This window comes from Ruegeria sp. CDSA021, from assembly GCF_059612325.1.
This window is the reverse complement of record NZ_JBXWQJ010000013.1, coordinates 1-17,353: the sequence shown is the minus strand read 5'-3', so window position 1 is coordinate 17,353 and position 17,353 is coordinate 1. Positions and strand designations below refer to the sequence as shown.

General features: G+C 57.4%; 19 protein-coding genes. 10 read left to right on the top strand and 9 right to left on the bottom strand.

Annotated features, from left to right (window positions below):
• Positions 1–251: 251 nt before the first annotated feature.
• Positions 252–1,850: a phosphoenolpyruvate carboxykinase gene (locus AC2FLD_RS16575; protein WP_496671126.1), complete on the bottom strand. Its 1,599-nt coding sequence runs from the start codon at positions 1,848–1,850 to the stop codon at positions 252–254.
• Between the two features lie 342 nt (positions 1,851–2,192).
• Between AC2FLD_RS16575 and AC2FLD_RS16570 the strand changes: the two genes are divergently transcribed.
• Genes AC2FLD_RS16570 through AC2FLD_RS16540 form a run of 7 tightly spaced genes read left to right on the top strand, consistent with a single transcriptional unit; the run spans position 2,193 to position 7,614 of the window.
• Positions 2,193–2,897 (top strand): response regulator transcription factor, encoded by a 705-nt coding sequence (locus tag AC2FLD_RS16570; protein ID WP_050605206.1) that lies wholly within the window; start codon positions 2,193–2,195, stop codon positions 2,895–2,897.
• A gap of 58 nt (positions 2,898–2,955) precedes the next feature.
• Positions 2,956–4,647, top strand: coding sequence for an ATP-binding protein (locus AC2FLD_RS16565; RefSeq protein WP_496671169.1), 1,692 nt, complete (start codon positions 2,956–2,958; stop codon positions 4,645–4,647).
• A gap of 3 nt (positions 4,648–4,650) precedes the next feature.
• Positions 4,651–5,121, top strand: a complete 471-nt coding sequence (locus tag AC2FLD_RS16560) for an HPr kinase/phosphorylase (RefSeq protein ID WP_496671129.1) — start codon at positions 4,651–4,653, stop codon at positions 5,119–5,121.
• Complete coding sequence (rapZ, locus tag AC2FLD_RS16555) at positions 5,118–5,999, top strand: RNase adapter RapZ (protein WP_253276898.1); 882 nt, start codon at positions 5,118–5,120, stop codon at positions 5,997–5,999. Before AC2FLD_RS16560 ends, rapZ begins: the two co-directional genes overlap by 4 nt.
• On the top strand, positions 5,996–6,388 hold the full coding sequence (locus AC2FLD_RS16550) for a PTS sugar transporter subunit IIA (protein ID WP_496671131.1): 393 nt from the start codon (positions 5,996–5,998) through the stop codon (positions 6,386–6,388). Before rapZ ends, AC2FLD_RS16550 begins: the two co-directional genes overlap by 4 nt.
• Positions 6,389–6,404: 16 nt before the next feature.
• Positions 6,405–6,674, top strand: coding sequence for an HPr family phosphocarrier protein (locus tag AC2FLD_RS16545; protein ID WP_050605202.1), 270 nt, complete (start codon positions 6,405–6,407; stop codon positions 6,672–6,674).
• A 40-nt stretch (positions 6,675–6,714) separates the two neighbouring features.
• On the top strand, positions 6,715–7,614 hold the full coding sequence (locus AC2FLD_RS16540) for a lysophospholipid acyltransferase family protein (protein ID WP_496671134.1): 900 nt from the start codon (positions 6,715–6,717) through the stop codon (positions 7,612–7,614).
• A gap of 50 nt (positions 7,615–7,664) precedes the next feature.
• On the opposite strand, the gene AC2FLD_RS16535 is transcribed toward AC2FLD_RS16540, so the two are convergent.
• Complete coding sequence (locus tag AC2FLD_RS16535) at positions 7,665–8,540, bottom strand: 3-hydroxybutyryl-CoA dehydrogenase (protein ID WP_496671137.1); 876 nt, start codon at positions 8,538–8,540, stop codon at positions 7,665–7,667.
• Between the two features lie 164 nt (positions 8,541–8,704).
• Between AC2FLD_RS16535 and AC2FLD_RS16530 the strand changes: the two genes are divergently transcribed.
• Positions 8,705–9,508: a DUF6473 family protein gene (locus AC2FLD_RS16530; RefSeq protein WP_496671140.1), complete on the top strand. Its 804-nt coding sequence runs from the start codon at positions 8,705–8,707 to the stop codon at positions 9,506–9,508.
• A gap of 52 nt (positions 9,509–9,560) precedes the next feature.
• Here the strand turns inward: AC2FLD_RS16530 and AC2FLD_RS16525 are convergent, their stop codons facing one another.
• The 6 genes from AC2FLD_RS16525 to AC2FLD_RS16500 form a co-directional block, all read right to left on the bottom strand.
• Positions 9,561–10,490 (bottom strand): electron transfer flavoprotein subunit alpha/FixB family protein, encoded by a 930-nt coding sequence (locus tag AC2FLD_RS16525; RefSeq protein WP_496671143.1) that lies wholly within the window; start codon positions 10,488–10,490, stop codon positions 9,561–9,563.
• A complete protein-coding gene (locus AC2FLD_RS16520) occupies positions 10,490–11,248 on the bottom strand; it encodes an electron transfer flavoprotein subunit beta/FixA family protein (protein WP_050605198.1) in 759 nt (252 codons plus the stop codon). Before AC2FLD_RS16520 ends, AC2FLD_RS16525 begins: the two co-directional genes overlap by 1 nt.
• 271 nt (positions 11,249–11,519) lie before the next feature.
• The gene (locus tag AC2FLD_RS16515) at positions 11,520–12,092 is read right to left on the bottom strand and encodes a cob(I)yrinic acid a,c-diamide adenosyltransferase (protein ID WP_496671146.1); all 573 of its coding nucleotides are present in this window, start codon (positions 12,090–12,092) and stop codon (positions 11,520–11,522) included.
• Positions 12,093–12,296, bottom strand: coding sequence for a twin transmembrane helix small protein (locus tag AC2FLD_RS16510; RefSeq protein WP_050605196.1), 204 nt, complete (start codon positions 12,294–12,296; stop codon positions 12,093–12,095).
• A gap of 77 nt (positions 12,297–12,373) precedes the next feature.
• Positions 12,374–13,201, bottom strand: a complete 828-nt coding sequence (locus AC2FLD_RS16505) for an SDR family NAD(P)-dependent oxidoreductase (protein ID WP_496671149.1) — start codon at positions 13,199–13,201, stop codon at positions 12,374–12,376.
• Positions 13,202–13,270: 69 nt separating this feature from the next.
• Complete coding sequence (locus tag AC2FLD_RS16500; RefSeq protein ID WP_496671152.1) at positions 13,271–13,918, bottom strand: SH3 domain-containing protein; 648 nt, start codon at positions 13,916–13,918, stop codon at positions 13,271–13,273.
• Positions 13,919–14,123: 205 nt separating this feature from the next.
• On the opposite strand from AC2FLD_RS16500, the gene AC2FLD_RS16495 reads away from it, so the two are divergent.
• Positions 14,124–16,472 carry a DNA topoisomerase IV subunit A gene (locus AC2FLD_RS16495; protein WP_496671155.1) on the top strand — a complete coding sequence of 783 codons (2,349 nt, stop codon included), beginning with the start codon at positions 14,124–14,126 and terminating at the stop codon, positions 16,470–16,472.
• 97 nt (positions 16,473–16,569) lie between these two features.
• A complete protein-coding gene (locus tag AC2FLD_RS16490) occupies positions 16,570–17,163 on the top strand; it encodes a hypothetical protein (RefSeq protein WP_050605193.1) in 594 nt (197 codons plus the stop codon).
• Between the two features lie 8 nt (positions 17,164–17,171).
• On the opposite strand, the gene AC2FLD_RS16485 is transcribed toward AC2FLD_RS16490, so the two are convergent.
• Positions 17,172–17,353: hypothetical protein (locus tag AC2FLD_RS16485; protein ID WP_496671158.1), on the bottom strand; the 182-nt coding region annotated here is incomplete at its 5' end.

Sequence of the window (17,353 nt, the reverse complement as noted above, 5' to 3'; positions counted from 1 at the left end):
GATTAGGTTGCTCAATCCAGCGCTGTGAGTGTGCGCATATGAGCAGCCCCAAAGTTCTTTCAGTCAACGCCCGGCGCTGATGTGCCGGGCTTTTTCGTTTCTTCGATACGTACAGGTACCTTAGATCGCAATTTGACACAACGAACTTGTATGTGCTTTTTGTGACATACAACCACTAGTTGATAAAACTAAATGTCGTCGACATCGAAAAAGGGACCCACAGGCCCCTTGTTTTCTTTTCCAACACCTTGTCAGCCAATTGCGACAGCTTTGATGTCGTCGTCAATGAACGGCAGGTATTGCTCAAAGTTCTCAGCAAACATCTTAACCAGTTTCTCGGCCTGCTTGTCGAACGCGGCCTGATCGTCCCAGGTCCGGCGTGGGTCCAGCAGAACCTCGGCAACACCCGGTACAGAGACTGGTACGTCAAAGCCGAAATTTGCATCCTTGCGGAACTCGGCATCACGCAGCGAACCTTCCAGTGCGGCGGTCAGCAGGGCACGAGTGGCCCGGATCGGCATCCGGCTGCCCACGCCATAAGCACCACCTGTCCAGCCGGTATTCACCAGCCAGCAGGTCGCGCCGTGCTGGGCAATCTTGTCACGCAGCAGGTTGCCGTATTCTTCCGGCCGACGCGGCATGAACGGTGCGCCAAAGCAGGTCGAGAAGGTGGGTTGCGGTTCGGTGACGCCGCGTTCGGTCCCAGCAACCTTCGAGGTGAAGCCTGATAGGAAGTGATACATCGCCTGCGCCGGGGTCAGCCGCGCGATCGGCGGTAGAACACCAAAGGCATCGCAGGTCAGCATGATGATGTTCTTGGGATGCCCCCCCAAGGCGCTGCTGGAGGCATTGGAAATATACTCCAGCGGGTAGGCGCAACGCATGTTCGCGGTCAGCGAATCGTCGTCGAAATCCAGCTCTTTTGTTTCGGGATCGAAGACCATGTTTTCGATCACGGTGCCGAACTTGCTGGTGGTTGCATAGATTTCGGGCTCGGCCTCGGCGTTCAGGTTGATCGTCTTGGCATAGCACCCACCTTCAAAGTTGAAGGTACCGCGATCCGACCAGCCATGTTCGTCATCACCGATCAACACGCGTGACGGGTCGGCGGACAGGGTGGTCTTGCCAGTGCCAGACAGGCCGAAGAACACGGCGGTGTCGACCGGGTTGCCAACGGCGTGGTTGGCCGAGCAGTGCATCGGCATCACGCCTTTTTCGGGCAGCATGTAGTTCAGCAAAGTGAAAACGGACTTCTTGTTTTCACCAGCATATTCTGTGCCACCGATCAGGATCAGCTTGCGATCGAAGTTCAGGGCAATCACCGTTTCACTGCGGCAGCCGTGTTTTGCCGGGTCGGCCTGGAAGCTGGGGCAGTTGATGACGGTGAAGTCTGCGGTGAACTCGTCCAGATCCTCACGATCTGGTCTGCGCAGCAAGTGGCGGATGAACAGGTTGTGCCAGGCCAGCTCTGTGACCATTCGTACATTGATTGCGTATGCTGGGTCTGCGCCACCGACAAGGTCCTGCACGAAATAGTCGCGACCTTTCATATGGGCCAGCATGTCTTCGTACAGCGCGTCAAAGCCTTCGGGGCTCATCTCGGCGTTGTTTTCCCACCAGATGGTATCGACGACACTGTCGGTTTTGACGACGTGCTTGTCCTTGGGTGAGCGACCGGTGAATTTGCCGGTCGTGACCAGAAATGCGCCACCATTGCCAAGTGTACCTTCGCCGCGCTTCAGCGCTTCTTCGATCAGCGCCGGTTCCATGAAGTTATAATAGACATTGCCCAGACCCTCGATGCCCTGATCTTCGAGGCGGAATTGCGGGTTAACCCGTCCAGATGTCATGTGTGTCTTCTCCTGTGGCGGCGCACGGGGTGTGACCCGGAAGCGCCATTGGGGCAGTGAGCCGGAAAACCGGCGGCTGGGCGCCTCTTATCACGGTCGTTTGGGGCATGAACAGGCGGGTTGACGCAGTTAGCGCAACCAAGTCCGAGTTTAGCGCCATCACAATTTCAATGTTCGAAATGCAGGCAGATTTTTGCGGGCATCAAGGCAAATATGCCGCAGACCTGCCGCAACAAAGGCACGATTCGAGGTTACGGATTGATTCGGCGTCTTAAAACCGCCAACAATGCCTTACAAATAAGCGAATTATTGCGTGAGTGAGCAGGAATAGGGGTGAGCCCGATGTCAAAGATTGCACTGGTGGATGACGACAGAAACATTCTGACGTCCGTATCCATGACGCTCGAAGCCGAAGGTTTCGAGGTTGAAACTTATAATGATGGCCAGGCCGCGTTGGATGCGTTCAACAAAAAGCTGCCGGACATGGCCGTGCTCGATATCAAGATGCCGCGCATGGATGGCATGGATCTGCTGCAGCGGCTGCGTCAGAAAACGCAGATGCCAGTGATCTTCCTGACGTCGAAAGATGATGAAATCGACGAAGTTCTGGGCCTGCGCATGGGCGCGGATGACTATGTGAAAAAGCCCTTTTCGCAACGGTTGCTGGTGGAACGCATCCGGGCATTGCTGCGTCGGCAAGAGGCGACAACCGGTGATGCGGTTGCAGCCAACAGTAATGATACAAAAGTCATGGAGCGCGGCGACTTGCGAATGGACCCGCTGCGCCATGCGGTCAGCTGGAGAGGGAATGATGTGTCCCTGACCGTGACCGAGTTCCTTCTGCTGCAGGCGCTTGCCCAGCGTCCTGGCTTTGTCAAAAGCCGCGATCAACTGATGGATGTGGCCTATGACGATCAAGTTTATGTGGACGACCGAACGATCGACAGCCACATTAAACGCCTACGCAAGAAGATGCGCGCGGCCGACCCCGAGTTTTCGGCGATCGAAACCCTGTATGGGATCGGTTACCGGTACAACGAAGAATAGGCGCGACGACTGCAAGAGGTAATGGGCTCTCGTGCGCGACACTGAAGAAGCCACAGAAATGCGCGACGGCGATGTCGTTCTCGGGGATGATTGGGTCATCCCCCAAGATTCCGAGTCCGCCGAGCTTAGGGAGAAGAGGTCCCGGAGAAGCCTGTATTCTCTGCGCGGCTCACCCTTGGCGCGCAAGATCATCACCTTCAATCTGATCGCCCTGGTCATTCTGGTCACTGGGCTGCTCTATCTAGACGATTCGCGGAAAGAGAAGGTGCAGCAGACCGCACGCAATCTGCTGGGCGATGCGCAGCTGGTCAGCAACGTCTTTGAAACCCAGCTGCGCCAAGGTGCTCAAAGCGCGCCCCAAAATGCTGGAAGCTTGGACGTCAAAGATACGCTTTCAGGGCTGACGTTGCCCGAAGGCGGTGAAGTTTTTGTATACGACGCAAGTGGTACATTGATCGGTTGGACACGTGGAGCGCCGCAGGCATCCGAAATGCCGGTTCTACTACGCTCTGATTCTGACTTGCAGACCGGCAGTACTGTAATCAGCGACACGTTGAACGCGGTCTGGATCGGTTTGTCCAAACTGTTCAATTGGTCGACCGAAGCAGAATCCCCGACATTGGCGCAGCGCGTGCAGGCAATCATTCCGCAGGCGCTTGCGGGACAAGCGCAGGTTCAGGCGGTTTCGGACGAGGCTGGTGAAACGGTGATCGTTGCCGCTGCCCCAATCCTATCCGAAAATACCTTTGCCGGAGCCGTTGCCATCACAGGCCCGGCAGGTGAGATCGACGCACTTGCCCGCCGCGAACAGGAACGTATCCTTCAGATGTTCGTGGTGGCCCTGCTGGTTTCTGTGGGCCTGAGCCTTGTGCTCGCCTCGACCATCGCCAACCCGTTGGCGGATCTAGCGGCGGCGGCTGAAATGGGCAAGGACCGGGGCACAGGGGTCAATCCCGGTCGCATCCGCATTCCGGACCTCAGTGCGCGCCCGGACGAGATTGGACGGCTCAGCCGCGCCCTGCGCGGTATGGTGACTGCGCTCTATAATCGGATAGACGCAAACGAACAGTTTGCCGCTGACGTGGCGCATGAAATCAAAAATCCGCTGGCCAGCCTGCAATCTGCAGTTGGCACGCTGCGCATGGTCAAGCGTGAGGACCAAAAAGACAAGTTGCTGGACGTGATTGAACATGATGTCCGGCGTCTTGACCGTCTGGTCAGCGATATTTCGAACGCGTCGCGTCTGGATGCGGAATTGGTCAAGGAAGAAGAGCAGCCCTTTGATCTGCTTAAATTGCTGGGCAATCTGGGTCAGTACTTGGGTGAAGATGCCCGATCCAAAGGCATCGATTACATCACCGACCTGCCGCCAGAACCGATCATCATTGACGGACTCGAAGCCCGGCTGGCGCAGGTTTTCGTGAACCTCATTACCAACGCCATATCCTTTTGCGAGGAAAACGACGCCATTCGCGTCTGGGTTCGTCAGCGCGACAACCGCGTGCTTGTCGTGGTCGAAGACACCGGGCCGGGCATCCCCGAGCAGGCACTGACCAAAGTGTTCAAGCGCTTCTACTCGCAACGTCCGGCAGAGCATTTCGGTAACAACTCGGGCCTTGGGCTTGCGATCTCGAAGCAGATCGTCGAGGCACATGGCGGTGTGATCTGGGCCGAGAACATCCGCCCGACCGAGGCCGATATCACTTCGGATCCGCTGGGTGCGCGCTTTGTGGTGGGGTTGCCCGTTTAACCGATGCAAGCCGCTTTGCTGTCAAACGCCAAAGACCGGGACAAGGCGTGTATTCACGCCTCCTGCGTGTCTGTTGCCGGACGAGGGATGTTGGCTATCGGAGCTTCAGGCACGGGGAAATCCGGGCTGATGTTGCAGATGATGGCCTATGGCGCAGAGCTTGTTGCAGATGACCGCGTGACCCTTGAAATGCGCGGCGATCAGGTCTTCGCATCCGCTGTCCCGCAAATCCGCGGCTTGATCGAGGCGCGCCATATCGGCCTGCTCATGGCCCGGACGACCGGGGCGGTACCATTGGATTATGTGGTGGATCTGGATCAAAGCGAACCCAAGCGCTTGCCCGAACAGGTCACCGTTCAGGTCCTGAGGCAAACTGTTCCCTTGCTTCGAGGTGCGGGTGTCCCCAATTTGGCTGCAGCGTTGATGCAGTTGCTAAGAGATGGGCGTGTAAATCCGGAATGGCCGACAACATGACTTCACAACGGAGGATCGTATTGGTCACTGGCCCTTCCGGGGCAGGCCGGTCCACCGCTATCCATGTGCTGGAAGATCTTGGTTTTGAGGCCATTGATAACCTGCCGATGGGGCTGCTACTGCGTCTGCTCGATAGTGCAGACAGCGACCGTCCGATGGCGCTGGGCGTTGATGCCCGCAATCGGGACTTCTCGACAATCGGATTTATTGAGCTTGCCGAAAAGCTGGGCCGGATGGCGCACGTGGATCTGACCGTTTTGTATCTGGATTGCAGCGATGACGTCCTGCTGCGTCGGTTTTCGGAAACCCGCCGCCGTCACCCGGTCGCAAGAAATGCCGGCCCCGAAACCGGCATCCAGCGCGAAAAAGAACTGTTGACCCCGATCCGCGAGATTGCGGATACGCTGATCGATACCAGTCTTCTGAACGTCCATCATTTGCGCGAAGAGGTCGAGACCTGGTTTGCCCCCAAAGGCGGGCGGCACCTTGCGGTCTCGATCGAATCCTTCTCGTATAAGCGCGGGCTGCCGCGCGGGCTGGATATGGTGTTCGATTGCCGGTTCCTTGCCAATCCCTATTGGCGCCCAGAACTGCGTGCGGCGGATGGTCGACACCCGGACGTCGCGCACTATGTGCAATCGGACACAACCTATTTGCCGTTTTTTGACCGCGTGATGGATTTGCTGACCTTGTTGATGCCCGCATTTCGGGCCGAAGGCAAAGCGCATTTGTCTGTGGCCTTTGGGTGTACCGGAGGGCAACACAGATCTGTTGCAATGGCAGAAGCAGTCGCAAATGCCCTTGCAGAGGGCGGTCAGCAAGTGGCAATTAGACATCGCGAGATGGAACGCCGGACGTTGAATGTGAGGTCGGATTGATCGGAATCGTGATCGTTGCGCATGGGGGATTGGCCCGGGAATACCTGGCCGCTACTCAGCATGTGGTCGGGCAGCAACCCGGTCTGATGGCTATCGCCATCGAAGCCGAGCACGACCGCGATGAAAAACAGGCCGAGATCTGCCAAGCCGCCGACAGCGTGGACATGGGCGATGGGGTTGTTGTCGTCACAGATCTGTTTGGAGGAAGCCCGTCGAATCTCAGCCTAAGGGCCTGCACCCCTCAGGATCGGCGGATTCTTTATGGTGCGAACCTGCCTATGCTGATCAAATTGGCCAAAAGCCGCCACCTGCCCATCGGCGATGCCGTGCGTCAGGCCATGGAGGCTGGACGGAAATACATAAATGCACAAAATGTGACATTGGAATGAAACCGGATTGACGACTATGACCAACCGAAGCTTTAAAATTATCAATGAAAAGGGCCTGCACGCCCGCGCCTCGGCTAAGCTGGTCGAGGTCGTGGAAGGGTTTGATGCCCATGCCGAGGTGTCAAAAGACGGACTTTCTGCCTCAGGCGACAGTATCATGGGTCTTTTGATGTTGGCAGCATCGCGCGGAACAACTATTGACGTCGAGACGTCCGGGCCGGATGCTGAGGCATTGGCAGAAGCTCTGGAAACGCTTGTGAACGACAAGTTCGGAGAGGGGTTCTAAAGCCACCCCGCCGGGACAGGAAGAACGGGAAGACCAGGAATTGGCGGAAACGACGCACGAGACCAAGACAAGCCCGGTGGTGGATGGGACCGCAGATCAGGGCGAGATCTACGACCGTAGAACTCTGACCTATGCGAACTCTTTTGACGATGCCTGGACTTCGACCGCCATTCGGGCCATCGAATGGTGCACTGGTAAGCTGACCATTCTGCGCATGGTCAACAAGTTCGAAAGAAAGAACGAATACTATCGCGGCCAGCGGTTTTGGGGTGGTGCCCTCAAGACTATGGGAATCGACCTGACCACACCGCAAGAACAGATTGCCCGCATTCCCAAAACCGGCCCTGTCGTGGTTGTTGCCAACCATCCGCACGGTATGGTCGACGGTATGATCCTGGCTGAGCTGATCGGACAGGTGCGCAGCGATTATCGTATTCTGACCCGCTCGGTCCTGACCGGTCTTGATGAGGCCGCGACATCTTTCATGATCCCGGTTCCTTTCCCGCACGACCCCGAGGCACAGGCCAAAATGCTGGAGATGCGTGGTAAGGCCATGGAACACCTGAAGAACGGCGGTGTAGTGGCCCTGTTTCCGTCGGGTGTGGTGATGTCTTCGGACAGCTGGTTTGGCCCTGCTATCGAACGAGAATGGAACGTGTTCACGGCCAAGATGATCCGCCGCTCGGGCGCGCAGGTGGTGCCGATTTTCTTCCCGGGCAGAAACTCGCGCTCGTACCAGATCGCCAACAAATTGTCGCCGATCCTGCGACAGGGTCTGCTGCTGCATGAGATCGTCCGGTCCTGCAATAAACCGCAGTCGCCAGTCATCGGCGATCCGATCTCAGATCAGGACATGGAACTGCTAGAGCGCGACCCGCGTGGTTTCATGACCTGGCTCAGAAACCACACCATGGCTCTGGTGAAATCAAGCAAAACCTGATCAGCGCTCTTTCGGGCTAATTATCCCGGGTTGGGGGGCTGGCCCCCGAACTACCGGGTCGGAACCGGAATCTCACCGCGATAGTCATAGAATCCACGTTCGGTCTTGCGGCCCAACCAGCCAGCCTCGACATATTTCGTCAGCAGCGGACAGGGGCGGTACTTGGTATCGGCCAGCCCATCATGCAAGACGTTCATGATTGCCAAGCAGGTGTCCAGTCCGATGAAATCCGCCAGCTCCAGCGGCCCCATGGGATGATTCGCGCCCAGCTTCATCGATTGGTCGATAGACTGTACGCTTCCGACGCCTTCATACAGCGTATAAACGGCCTCATTAATCATCGGCATCAGGATCCGGTTGACGATGAAGGCCGGGAAATCTTCGGCGCTGGCGGCCGTTTTACCAAGGCGATCGACCACGACCTTACAGGCGCTGAAGGTTTCTTCGTCCGTTGCAATGCCGCGGATCAGTTCCACCAGTTGCATGACAGGCACCGGGTTCATGAAGTGAAAGCCCATGAACCGCTCTGGCCGGTCGGTGCGGCTGGCCAGGCGTGTGATTGAAATGGACGATGTGTTCGACGTCAAAATTGTATGTGGCAGCAGATGTGGTTGCAGGTCTTCGAAGATTGCCTGTTTGATTGTCTCCCGCTCTGTCGCGGCCTCGATGACCAGATCGGTCTGACCAATACGGGGTAGTTCCAACGTGGTCGCGATCCGTTCTAAGGCGGCCTGCATGTCGTCGTCACTGATCTTGCCGCGAGAGGCTTGGCGCGCCATGTTGCCTTCGATAATAGTCACGGCGTTATTCAGCGCGTCCTGGCTGACATCGTTCAGCAAGACCTCGTATCCCGCCAATGCCAGAACATGGGCAATCCCATTGCCCATCTGACCCGCGCCAATTACTCCGACCGATTGTATTTCCATGTCCAGCTGCCTCTGCCCTGAAGGTTATCGCGACAGTATCGGCAGAGCGGGGCAGGCGGCAAGGGGATCGAACCTGTCAATTTCGCTTCAAATGCGCGCATTAGGGTTTTCTCAACACCTAAGGCCGCAAGATGGCAACCGGGTGAAAAAACGGGCGGCTTGATATGAGCTTTCATCAATCTGGTGGCGGAGGAGAGGCCGCCTGTCAATACAAGGAATCCAAGTTGTGGTTTAGGGGGCCACCGGGTGATTTGTGCGAGCCATATGTGGCCTGCCTGGGGGGAGAGGAAACCTTTGGCCGGTTTGTGGAGCGTCCGTTTCCAGCCGAGCTTGGGAAACGGTTGAAGCTGCCATGCATCAATTTCGGCAGCCTTTTTTGTGGTGTTGAGGCCATGCTGCGGGATCCGGCACTATTGAAGCTGGTAAAAGCGTCAGAGATTTGCGTATTGCAGGCACCCGATCTGCCATGCCAGTCGAACCGGTTCTACCGGGTGCACCCGCGCCGCAATAATCGTTTCTTGGAGCCCTCGCACGATCTGGTACAACTATATCCGGAGGTCGATTTCACGGAAGTCCATTTTGTGCGGCATCTGTTGGATCGGCTGCGCACTAACCAAGACGCCCGTTTCGAAATTGTCGCGCAAGAACTGCGAGACGCTTGGTTGCGCGCTTGTTCAGAATTGATACGCCGCATAAAGCCGCCGGTCATTCTGCTTTGGCTGCATGTGCAGAGGCAGACGGGTATGCATAGCGATCCTGTCTTACCGGATGCCGCGATGATCGAACAGCTTCGGTCCCTTTGTACCAGCGTTGTTGAATGCTCGGTTCGCGTGGCGGCGGAGTCAGACGCGTTGGAGGACGTGTTGTTTGGGACGTTGCAACAGCCGATGGCTGAGCATGTGATTGGCCCGTCTGCGCACAGAGAGATTGCCGCGAAACTGTTACCTGTTTTGCGCGACCTGAACTGAAAAGGCCCGCCTTTTGGCGGGCCTTTGAAGACGTGTTGTCAAAATCTTGGGTTTAGCCGAGTTTTTCGGTGAGTTCCGGCACGGCCTGGAACAGGTCTGCAACCAGTCCGAAGTCGGCGACCTGGAAGATCGGCGCTTCTTCGTCTTTGTTGATCGCCACGATGACCTTTGAGTCCTTCATGCCAGCCAGGTGCTGGATCGCGCCCGAGATGCCAACAGCGACATACAGGTCCGGTGCAACAACCTTACCGGTCTGACCTACCTGCCAGTCGTTCGGAGCATAGCCCGAGTCAACAGCGGCGCGTGATGCGCCTACAGCAGCGCCCAGCTTGTCGGCCAGACCCTCGATCAGTTTGAAGTCCTCTTCCGAGCCGACACCACGGCCGCCCGAGACAACAACACCGGCCGAGGTCAGTTCCGGACGGTCGCTTTCGGCGACCTTGTCCTCGACCCAGGACGACAGACCCGGGTTGTCGCCGACCGAGATGGTTTCAACCGCCGCCGAGCCACCTTCACCCGCTGCGTCAAAGCTGGCGGTACGCAGGGTGACAACCTTTTTGGCGTCGTTCGATTTCACCGTCTGAACCGCGTTGCCCGCGTAGATCGGGCGCTCGAAGGTCGAACCATCGACCACGCCGGACGCATCCGAGATTACCATGACATCCAGCAGCGCGGCCACGCGCGGCATCACGTTCTTGGCGTCGGTGGTGGCAGGGGCAACGATATGCTCGTACCCATCAGCCAGACCCACGATCAGGGCTGCGGTTGATTCCGCCAGGCGATGACCCAGCGAGGCATCTTCGGCCACCAGAACCTTGGACACGCCATCGATCTTGGCGGCGGCTTCCCCAGCAGCGGCGGCAGAGCCACCAGCGGCCAGAACGGTGATGTCACCCAGTGTTTTCGCAGCGGTCACGGCCTTTGCGGTCGCATCCAGCGCCAGTTCACCGTTGTTGACTTCGGCAAGCAGAAGTACAGCCATTACACAGCCCCCGCTTCTTTGAGTTTCTCGACCAGCTCGTCGACCGAGCCCACAACGATACCAGCAGCGCGTGCCGGGGGTTCGTCGGTTTTGACAATCTCCAGACGCGGCGTGACGTCGACGCCGTAATCGGCGGCGGTTTTCTCGTCCAGCGGCTTTTTCTTCGCCTTCATGATGTTGGGCAGCGACGCATAGCGCGGCTCGTTCAGGCGCAGATCGACGGTCACGATGGTCGGCATCTTGACGCTGATGGTCTGCAGACCGCCGTCGACTTCACGGGTGATCCGGGCAGCGTCGCCTTCGATGTCCAGCTCGGACGCGAAGGTGCCTTGGCTCCAGCCCAGCAGGGCCGACAGCATCTGGCCGGTGGCGTTCATGTCGTTGTCGATCGCCTGCTTGCCCGCCAGAACGATGCCGGGCTGCTCTTCCTCAACCACTTTGGCCAGGATTTTGGCAACGGCCAGAGGCTCGATATCAGTGTGTACGTCGTCAGCCGCTACAACCAGGATGGCGCGGTCTGCACCCATGGCCAGCGCGGTGCGCAGGGTTTCCTGCGCCTGCTTCACACCGATCGAAACAGCAACGACTTCGTCAGCCTTGCCTGCTTCTTTCAGGCGAATCGCCTCTTCAACAGCAATCTCGTCGAACGGGTTCATCGACATTTTGACATTGGCGAGATCAACACCGCTACCGTCCGCTTTCACGCGGACCTTCACATTGTAGTCAATCACGCGCTTGACAGGCACCAGTACCTTCATTGTAGCGCTTTCTCCTCAAAAAAACGGTAAGCCGCGAAGGCGACTCCACCAATGCTCTCGAGGGACTAGATAGCGCCTGCCGCAGTGGCGCAACAGAGCAAAATCGTCACGTCATGCCGCCGGGACGTCGCGTTTCGCAATTTTTTTGCTTTAAGGCGAAAGATTGTTACCCACAGAATTGGTATTTCGTGGTCTGCAGTTCACGCCCAGCCTTCTGGCTGGGGCTTCGCCTTTCCGGTCTCCATGGTGTCCACTGGCCACCGCGCCGCCTTCAGCGGTTCGCGCCCGGAACCCACAAAACGTCGTCTTTCCCGTTGGTGTTTGCGCAACGAGCGGCCACAAAGAACCAGTCGCTCAGCCGGTTGAGATATTTGACAGCTACGGCGTTGACGGGCTCTATATTCGTCAGTTCGACGGCAAGACGTTCTGCCCGGCGCGATACGGTGCGACACACGTGCAGATGCGCGGCCAGACGCGAGCCACCGGGCAGGATGAAGCTGCGCAGCGGTTCCAGCGCTTCGTTCATTGCATCAATCTCGGCCTCGAGCCGGTCGATCTGAGAAGGTATGACGCGCAGGGGCGGATAGTCGGCCTCGGCATCCTTATCCATATCGGGACGGCAGAAATCCGCGCCCAAATCGAACAGGTCATTCTGGATGCGAGACAATGCTGCGTCGACTTCACCTTCGGCTTCGGACCGGGCCACGCCCACAAAGGCGTTCAACTCATCCACCGTGCCATAGGCGGCAACGCGGCCTGCGTATTTGGCCACACGTTCACCATTGCCCAGGGCCGTTTTGCCGTCGTCGCCCGTGCGCGTATAAATCTTGTTGAGAACGACCATTTATTGCACCCCTTGTCCGCGCAGATAGACGAAAAGCACGATCAGCACCACGGCAATGAACTGAAAGAGGATGCGCAGCCGCATCATCTTGTTGCTTTTCTTTGCGGCTTCCATGCCGCCTTTGCCGAAATTCGCGATGCCTAAGGCCAACACAACGACAACCGCCGCCATGGCCAAAAGCAGAACGACCATCAAAAGGTCCATTACAAGTCACCGTCCGGTTTTTTCGATTATGCCCCATCTAGCGTCAGGGCGTCAAAAAGCGAACGGGAAATTTCGTCTCAGATGTCTGACAGTATGCGGTCGGTGGCCTTGGTGGGCAAAACTCGGCGCAGAAGGCCGGCGATGTAGGTCGGCGTCGTCACGTAATAGCGCGGCTTCGGGCGCCGGGCTTCTACCGCGTAAGCCAGTTTGTCAGTCACGGCTGAGGCGGGCAGCTCGAATCGATCTGGGCCGTTGCTTTCATAGAGCCGTTTCAACAGCGAGGCTTCGTATTTTGCACGTAGGGCCGAGTTTTCCCAATCAATGAATCTTTCGAACATCGGGATTGCTTTTTCCCTGAGTTTCGAGGTGATTGGTCCAGGTTCGATCAGGACGACGTGAATCCCGGTATCGCGCAACTCCAACCGCATCGTATCGGTCAAGCCCTCGATGGCGTATTTGGTGGCGACATAGGCTCCGCGCCAGGGAAAGGCGACAAGGCCCAGAACCGAAGAACACTGAACAATTCGGCCATGGCCCTGTTCCCGCATGACGGGAATCACTTGGCGTGTCAGCTCATGCCATCCGAAGACATTGGTTTCAAAGATATGGCGCAATCCGTCGGTTGGAACGTCTTCGACCGCCCCTGGCAGACCATGGGCGCCGTTGTTGAACAGGGCATCCAGAGTACCGCCCGTGGCCTCAAGCACAGATGATAATCCTGACGTGATGCTTTCGGTGTCGGTATAGTCGATTCTGGGGCTTTCAAAGCCTTGCGCACGCAAACGATCGCAATCGCGTTGTTGACGGCAGGACGCAAAGACACGCCAGCCGCGTGCACGCATTCCGTGTGCTGCATCCAGGCCTATGCCAGAAGAGCATCCTGTAATGAGTATCGATTTCTGCATGAGCCTTCCGAACCTGAACCCCACCCATAGCTATGGCGGGGTTTGTGGCAGGGCAATGATGCTCGGACGTCAGTTTGTTGTTTTCCGGACAAGTGATGCCGAAATCCATCCAACTTGTTGCTCGGGCAACACGCGTAGGCGTAACCACCCTGTGCCCGATTCGCTCAAGACTTCGACCTGTTGGCCAATGCGAGCCTTGCCGATGATTGGGTAGATGGTCCCAGGGCCATCGCGCAAGTTTACGCGGGTGCCCGAAATCTCGCGAATGTCTTTTGGGGCTTCAAGGGGTGCGGGCAGATCAACGGTTGGCAACTCAGCATCGGTCGCAACCTGTTCAAGCGAAGACACGCCTTCTTCCAGAGAAGCCAAGGTCAGGGTCACGTTTTCATCGCTAAAAAGCGAAGGATTCGCCCTCAGCCCTGCTGCGACCTGCGACAGCAGTGCTTTGGTTTCCTCTTCACCCAGTTGGGCCGTGGCTTCATCCGGCTCCACTGTGGGTTCAGGTGTGGGTAAGGGTACATGTTCGGGCTGGATGGATGCTTTTGTTACCAGGCTCGTCGCTGGTGCGGTTTCGATAACAGGGCGGACTGGTTTCGGCGCAATAGCAACACGTTCCGGTTCGGCTTCGCGTATGCCGCGCGGTTCGAAGTCGGGACCTCCACTCATCACATAAAAGGTCCAGCCAAGAGCGGCAAAGGTAACTAGCAACAGGCGCATTGTGGCCATCCCCCAATGGTAATCGTAACATCAATAAAAAGGCAGCAGTTCAATTGATGAAAGCTTACCATATTTTCAGCGATGAGTCGAAAAACGGGGGAAAACAACCACCTGTCTCCCCCTGTTGCAAAAAGCGCGACTTGTCCCCAGCTAAATACCTGCAGCTTGCTTTACCAAGACGCGCTTGCGTCGTATCACATCATATATGAACGATACCATCGACGACCCCAACATGGAGACCCCTGAGAATGGGGGCGAGATAGCCGAACCGCTCCGCCGCGCGATTGGCGAACGCTATCTGACCTATGCTCTGTCCACCATCATGCACCGGGCCTTGCCCGACGCGCGTGACGGTTTGAAGCCGGTTCACCGGCGAATCCTCTATGCGATGAGAGAGCTGCGACTAAGTGCAACCGGAGGATTCCGTAAGTCGGCCAAGATTTCGGGCGACGTGATGGGTAACTATCACCCGCACGGCGATGCTGCGATCTATGACGCGATGGCGCGCCTGGCGCAGGATTTCAACGTCCGTTACCCGCTGGTCGACGGGCAGGGGAACTTTGGCAATATCGACGGCGACAACCCGGCGGCCTCACGTTACACCGAGGCGCGGATGACCATCGTGGCCGAAGCGCTGCTTGAGGGTCTGAACGAAGATGCCGTCGACTTCCGCGACAACTATGACGGCACACTGACGGAACCGGTCGTGCTGCCTGCGCAGTTTCCGAACCTGCTGGCCAATGGGTCCAGCGGCATCGCGGTCGGGATGGCGACAAATATTCCGCCGCACAATATCTCGGAACTCTGCGACGCCTGTCTGCATCTGATCAAGACGCCGGATGCCCGCGACGATACGCTGTTGAACTACGTCCCCGGTCCGGATTTCCCCACCGGCGGTGTCATTGTCGAACCGTCCGAGAATATCGCGCAGGCCTATCGCACCGGGCGCGGGTCGTTCCGCCTGCGCTGTAAGTTCGAGGTCGAGGATCTGGGCCGTGGCCAGTGGCAGATCGTGGTCACCGAGATCCCCTATCAGGTTCAGAAATCCAAGCTGATCGAAAAGATCGCGGAACTGATCCAGACCAAAAAAATCCCGATCCTCGCCGATGTCCGTGACGAATCTGCTGATGACATCCGCCTGATCCTCGAGCCGCGTTCCAAGAACGTGGACCCCGAGGTGTTGATGGGAATGCTCTATCGCAACTCGGACCTTGAGGTGCGGTTCAGCCTGAACATGAACGTGCTGATCGACGGTGTGACGCCCAAGGTCTGCTCGATGAAGGAAGTTCTGCGTGCCTTCCTTGATCACCGGCAAGAGGTGCTGCTGCGCCGATCGCGTCATCGCATGGCTAAGATCGACCATCGCTTGGAAGTGTTGGAGGGCTTTATCGTTGCCTTCCTGAACCTCGACCGTGTGATCGACATCATCCGCTACGACGACGACCCCAAGGCGGCGCTGATGCGCGAGGATTGGGGCATCGACCACGTCCGCGCCACCAGCGAGGCCGACTATGTCTCGCCGAAACCGGGCGAGGGCGAGCTGTCCGAGGTTCAGGTCGACGCCATCCTCAACATGCGTCTGCGTAGCCTGCGCCGTCTGGAAGAGATGGAGCTGGTTCGCGAACGTGACGCGCTGATGGAAGAGCGCGCAAATCTCGAAGATCTGCTGGCAGATCCGGCGCTGCAATGGGCCAAGATTGCAGAGCAGCTGAAAGAGACCAAGAAGACCTTTGGCAAAGACTACGAAGGCGGCGCGCGTCGGTCTCAATTCGCCGAGGCGGGTCAGGTCGAGGAAGTGCCGCTTGAGGCAATGATCGACAAGGAACCGATCACGGTTGTCTGCTCTGAGATGGGCTGGATTCGCGCCATGACCGGCCATATCGACCTGAAGCGCGAGTTGAAGTTCAAGGATGGCGACGGCCCGCGTTTCATCTTCCATGCGGAAACCACCGACCGCTTGCTGGTGTTTGCCTCGAACGGGCGATTCTACACGCTCAGCGCCGCGAATCTGCCCGGTGGGCGAGGCATGGGAGAGCCGCTGCGCCTGATGGTCGATCTGCCGAACGAAGCACAGATCATCGACATCCTGATCCACAAACCGGGGCGCAAGCTGCTGGTGGCGTCAGATGCAGGCAATGGCTTCATGGTGCCCGAGGATGACGTACTGGCCCAGACCCGCAACGGTAAACAGGTGCTGAACGTCAAAAGCGGCGAAACGGCGATGATCTGCAAACCGGTTGCAGGGGACCATGTGGCCGTGGTGTCTCAGAACGGCAAGTTCCTTGTGTTCCCGGCAGAAGAGCTGCCCGAGATGACTCGCGGCAAGGGCGTACGACTGCAGAAATACAACATGGCGCGAGGGCGACAGGGCACGCTGGAACTGGATGGCGGGTTGTCGGATATTACGACCTTCAATTGGGAAGAGGGCCTGAAATGGTCAATGGGTGGTGACAAGACTAGACACGAGGCGGATATGACCCAGTGGCTGGCCAAGCGTGCGAGCGTCGGGAAAAAGCCGCCCTATGGCTTCCCACGGGACTATAAGTTTTCGTGATCTGGCGGCCACAACAGTCAATTTCTGCCGATACGACTTTGCACAGGCCGTGTCGGTGCGCTACATCCCGTAAAACAGGCCTATCGAGAAGAGACACATGTTGCGAATTCTGACCCTGATTACCGGATTGGCCCTGATGGGCGCGTGTACGCAGACGCAGGTGTACGAAGAACCCGAGAGCCTTGGGGAATTCAAACTGCGCGTGAATTACGCTTTTGCTGAAAAAGCAAAAAAAGGACCGGTGTCGCGGGACGCCACTCCAAAGGAGTGGGAGGATGCCATTCAAAACGCGGTGGACATTCGTCTGGGTCGCTACGTGGGCGCACAGGAATATGACATCGGTATCAGTCTTGAAGGCTATATGCTGGCCCCTCCCGGCGTGCCCGTGATCTATAATCCAAAAAGCACGGCAATTGTTCTGGTGAACGTCTACGACGTCCGTAAGAAAGAGTTCCTGGCCAAGGGCAAACAGTTTCAGGTTCTTGAAGACACAACCGGTGAAAGTGCTCTGGCCGGCTCGGGTCACACCCGCACGAGAGAAGAGCAAATGGACGGTCTTGCACTGAAAGTTGCCGACCGAGTCGAAGAATGGCTGGCCGAAGAACACAAGGAAAACGGCTGGTTCGACCGACGGCCTGACCTGATCCAGCCGCTGGAATCTGTCGAACTCACTCAAAATCCGGCGTCTTAGCTCGCTTTTCAGGCAGGATGTGCTTGATTTTCCCCTTTGAACCAAATATCTCGCGCGCGCAGATGTAACCACGGGACCAAGGGTCCCCCAAATCGCAAAAGGGCGCCTGAGGAATGGCAAAGGAAAAGTTTGAGCGTAATAAGCCGCACGTCAACATCGGCACGATTGGCCACGTTGACCATGGTAAAAC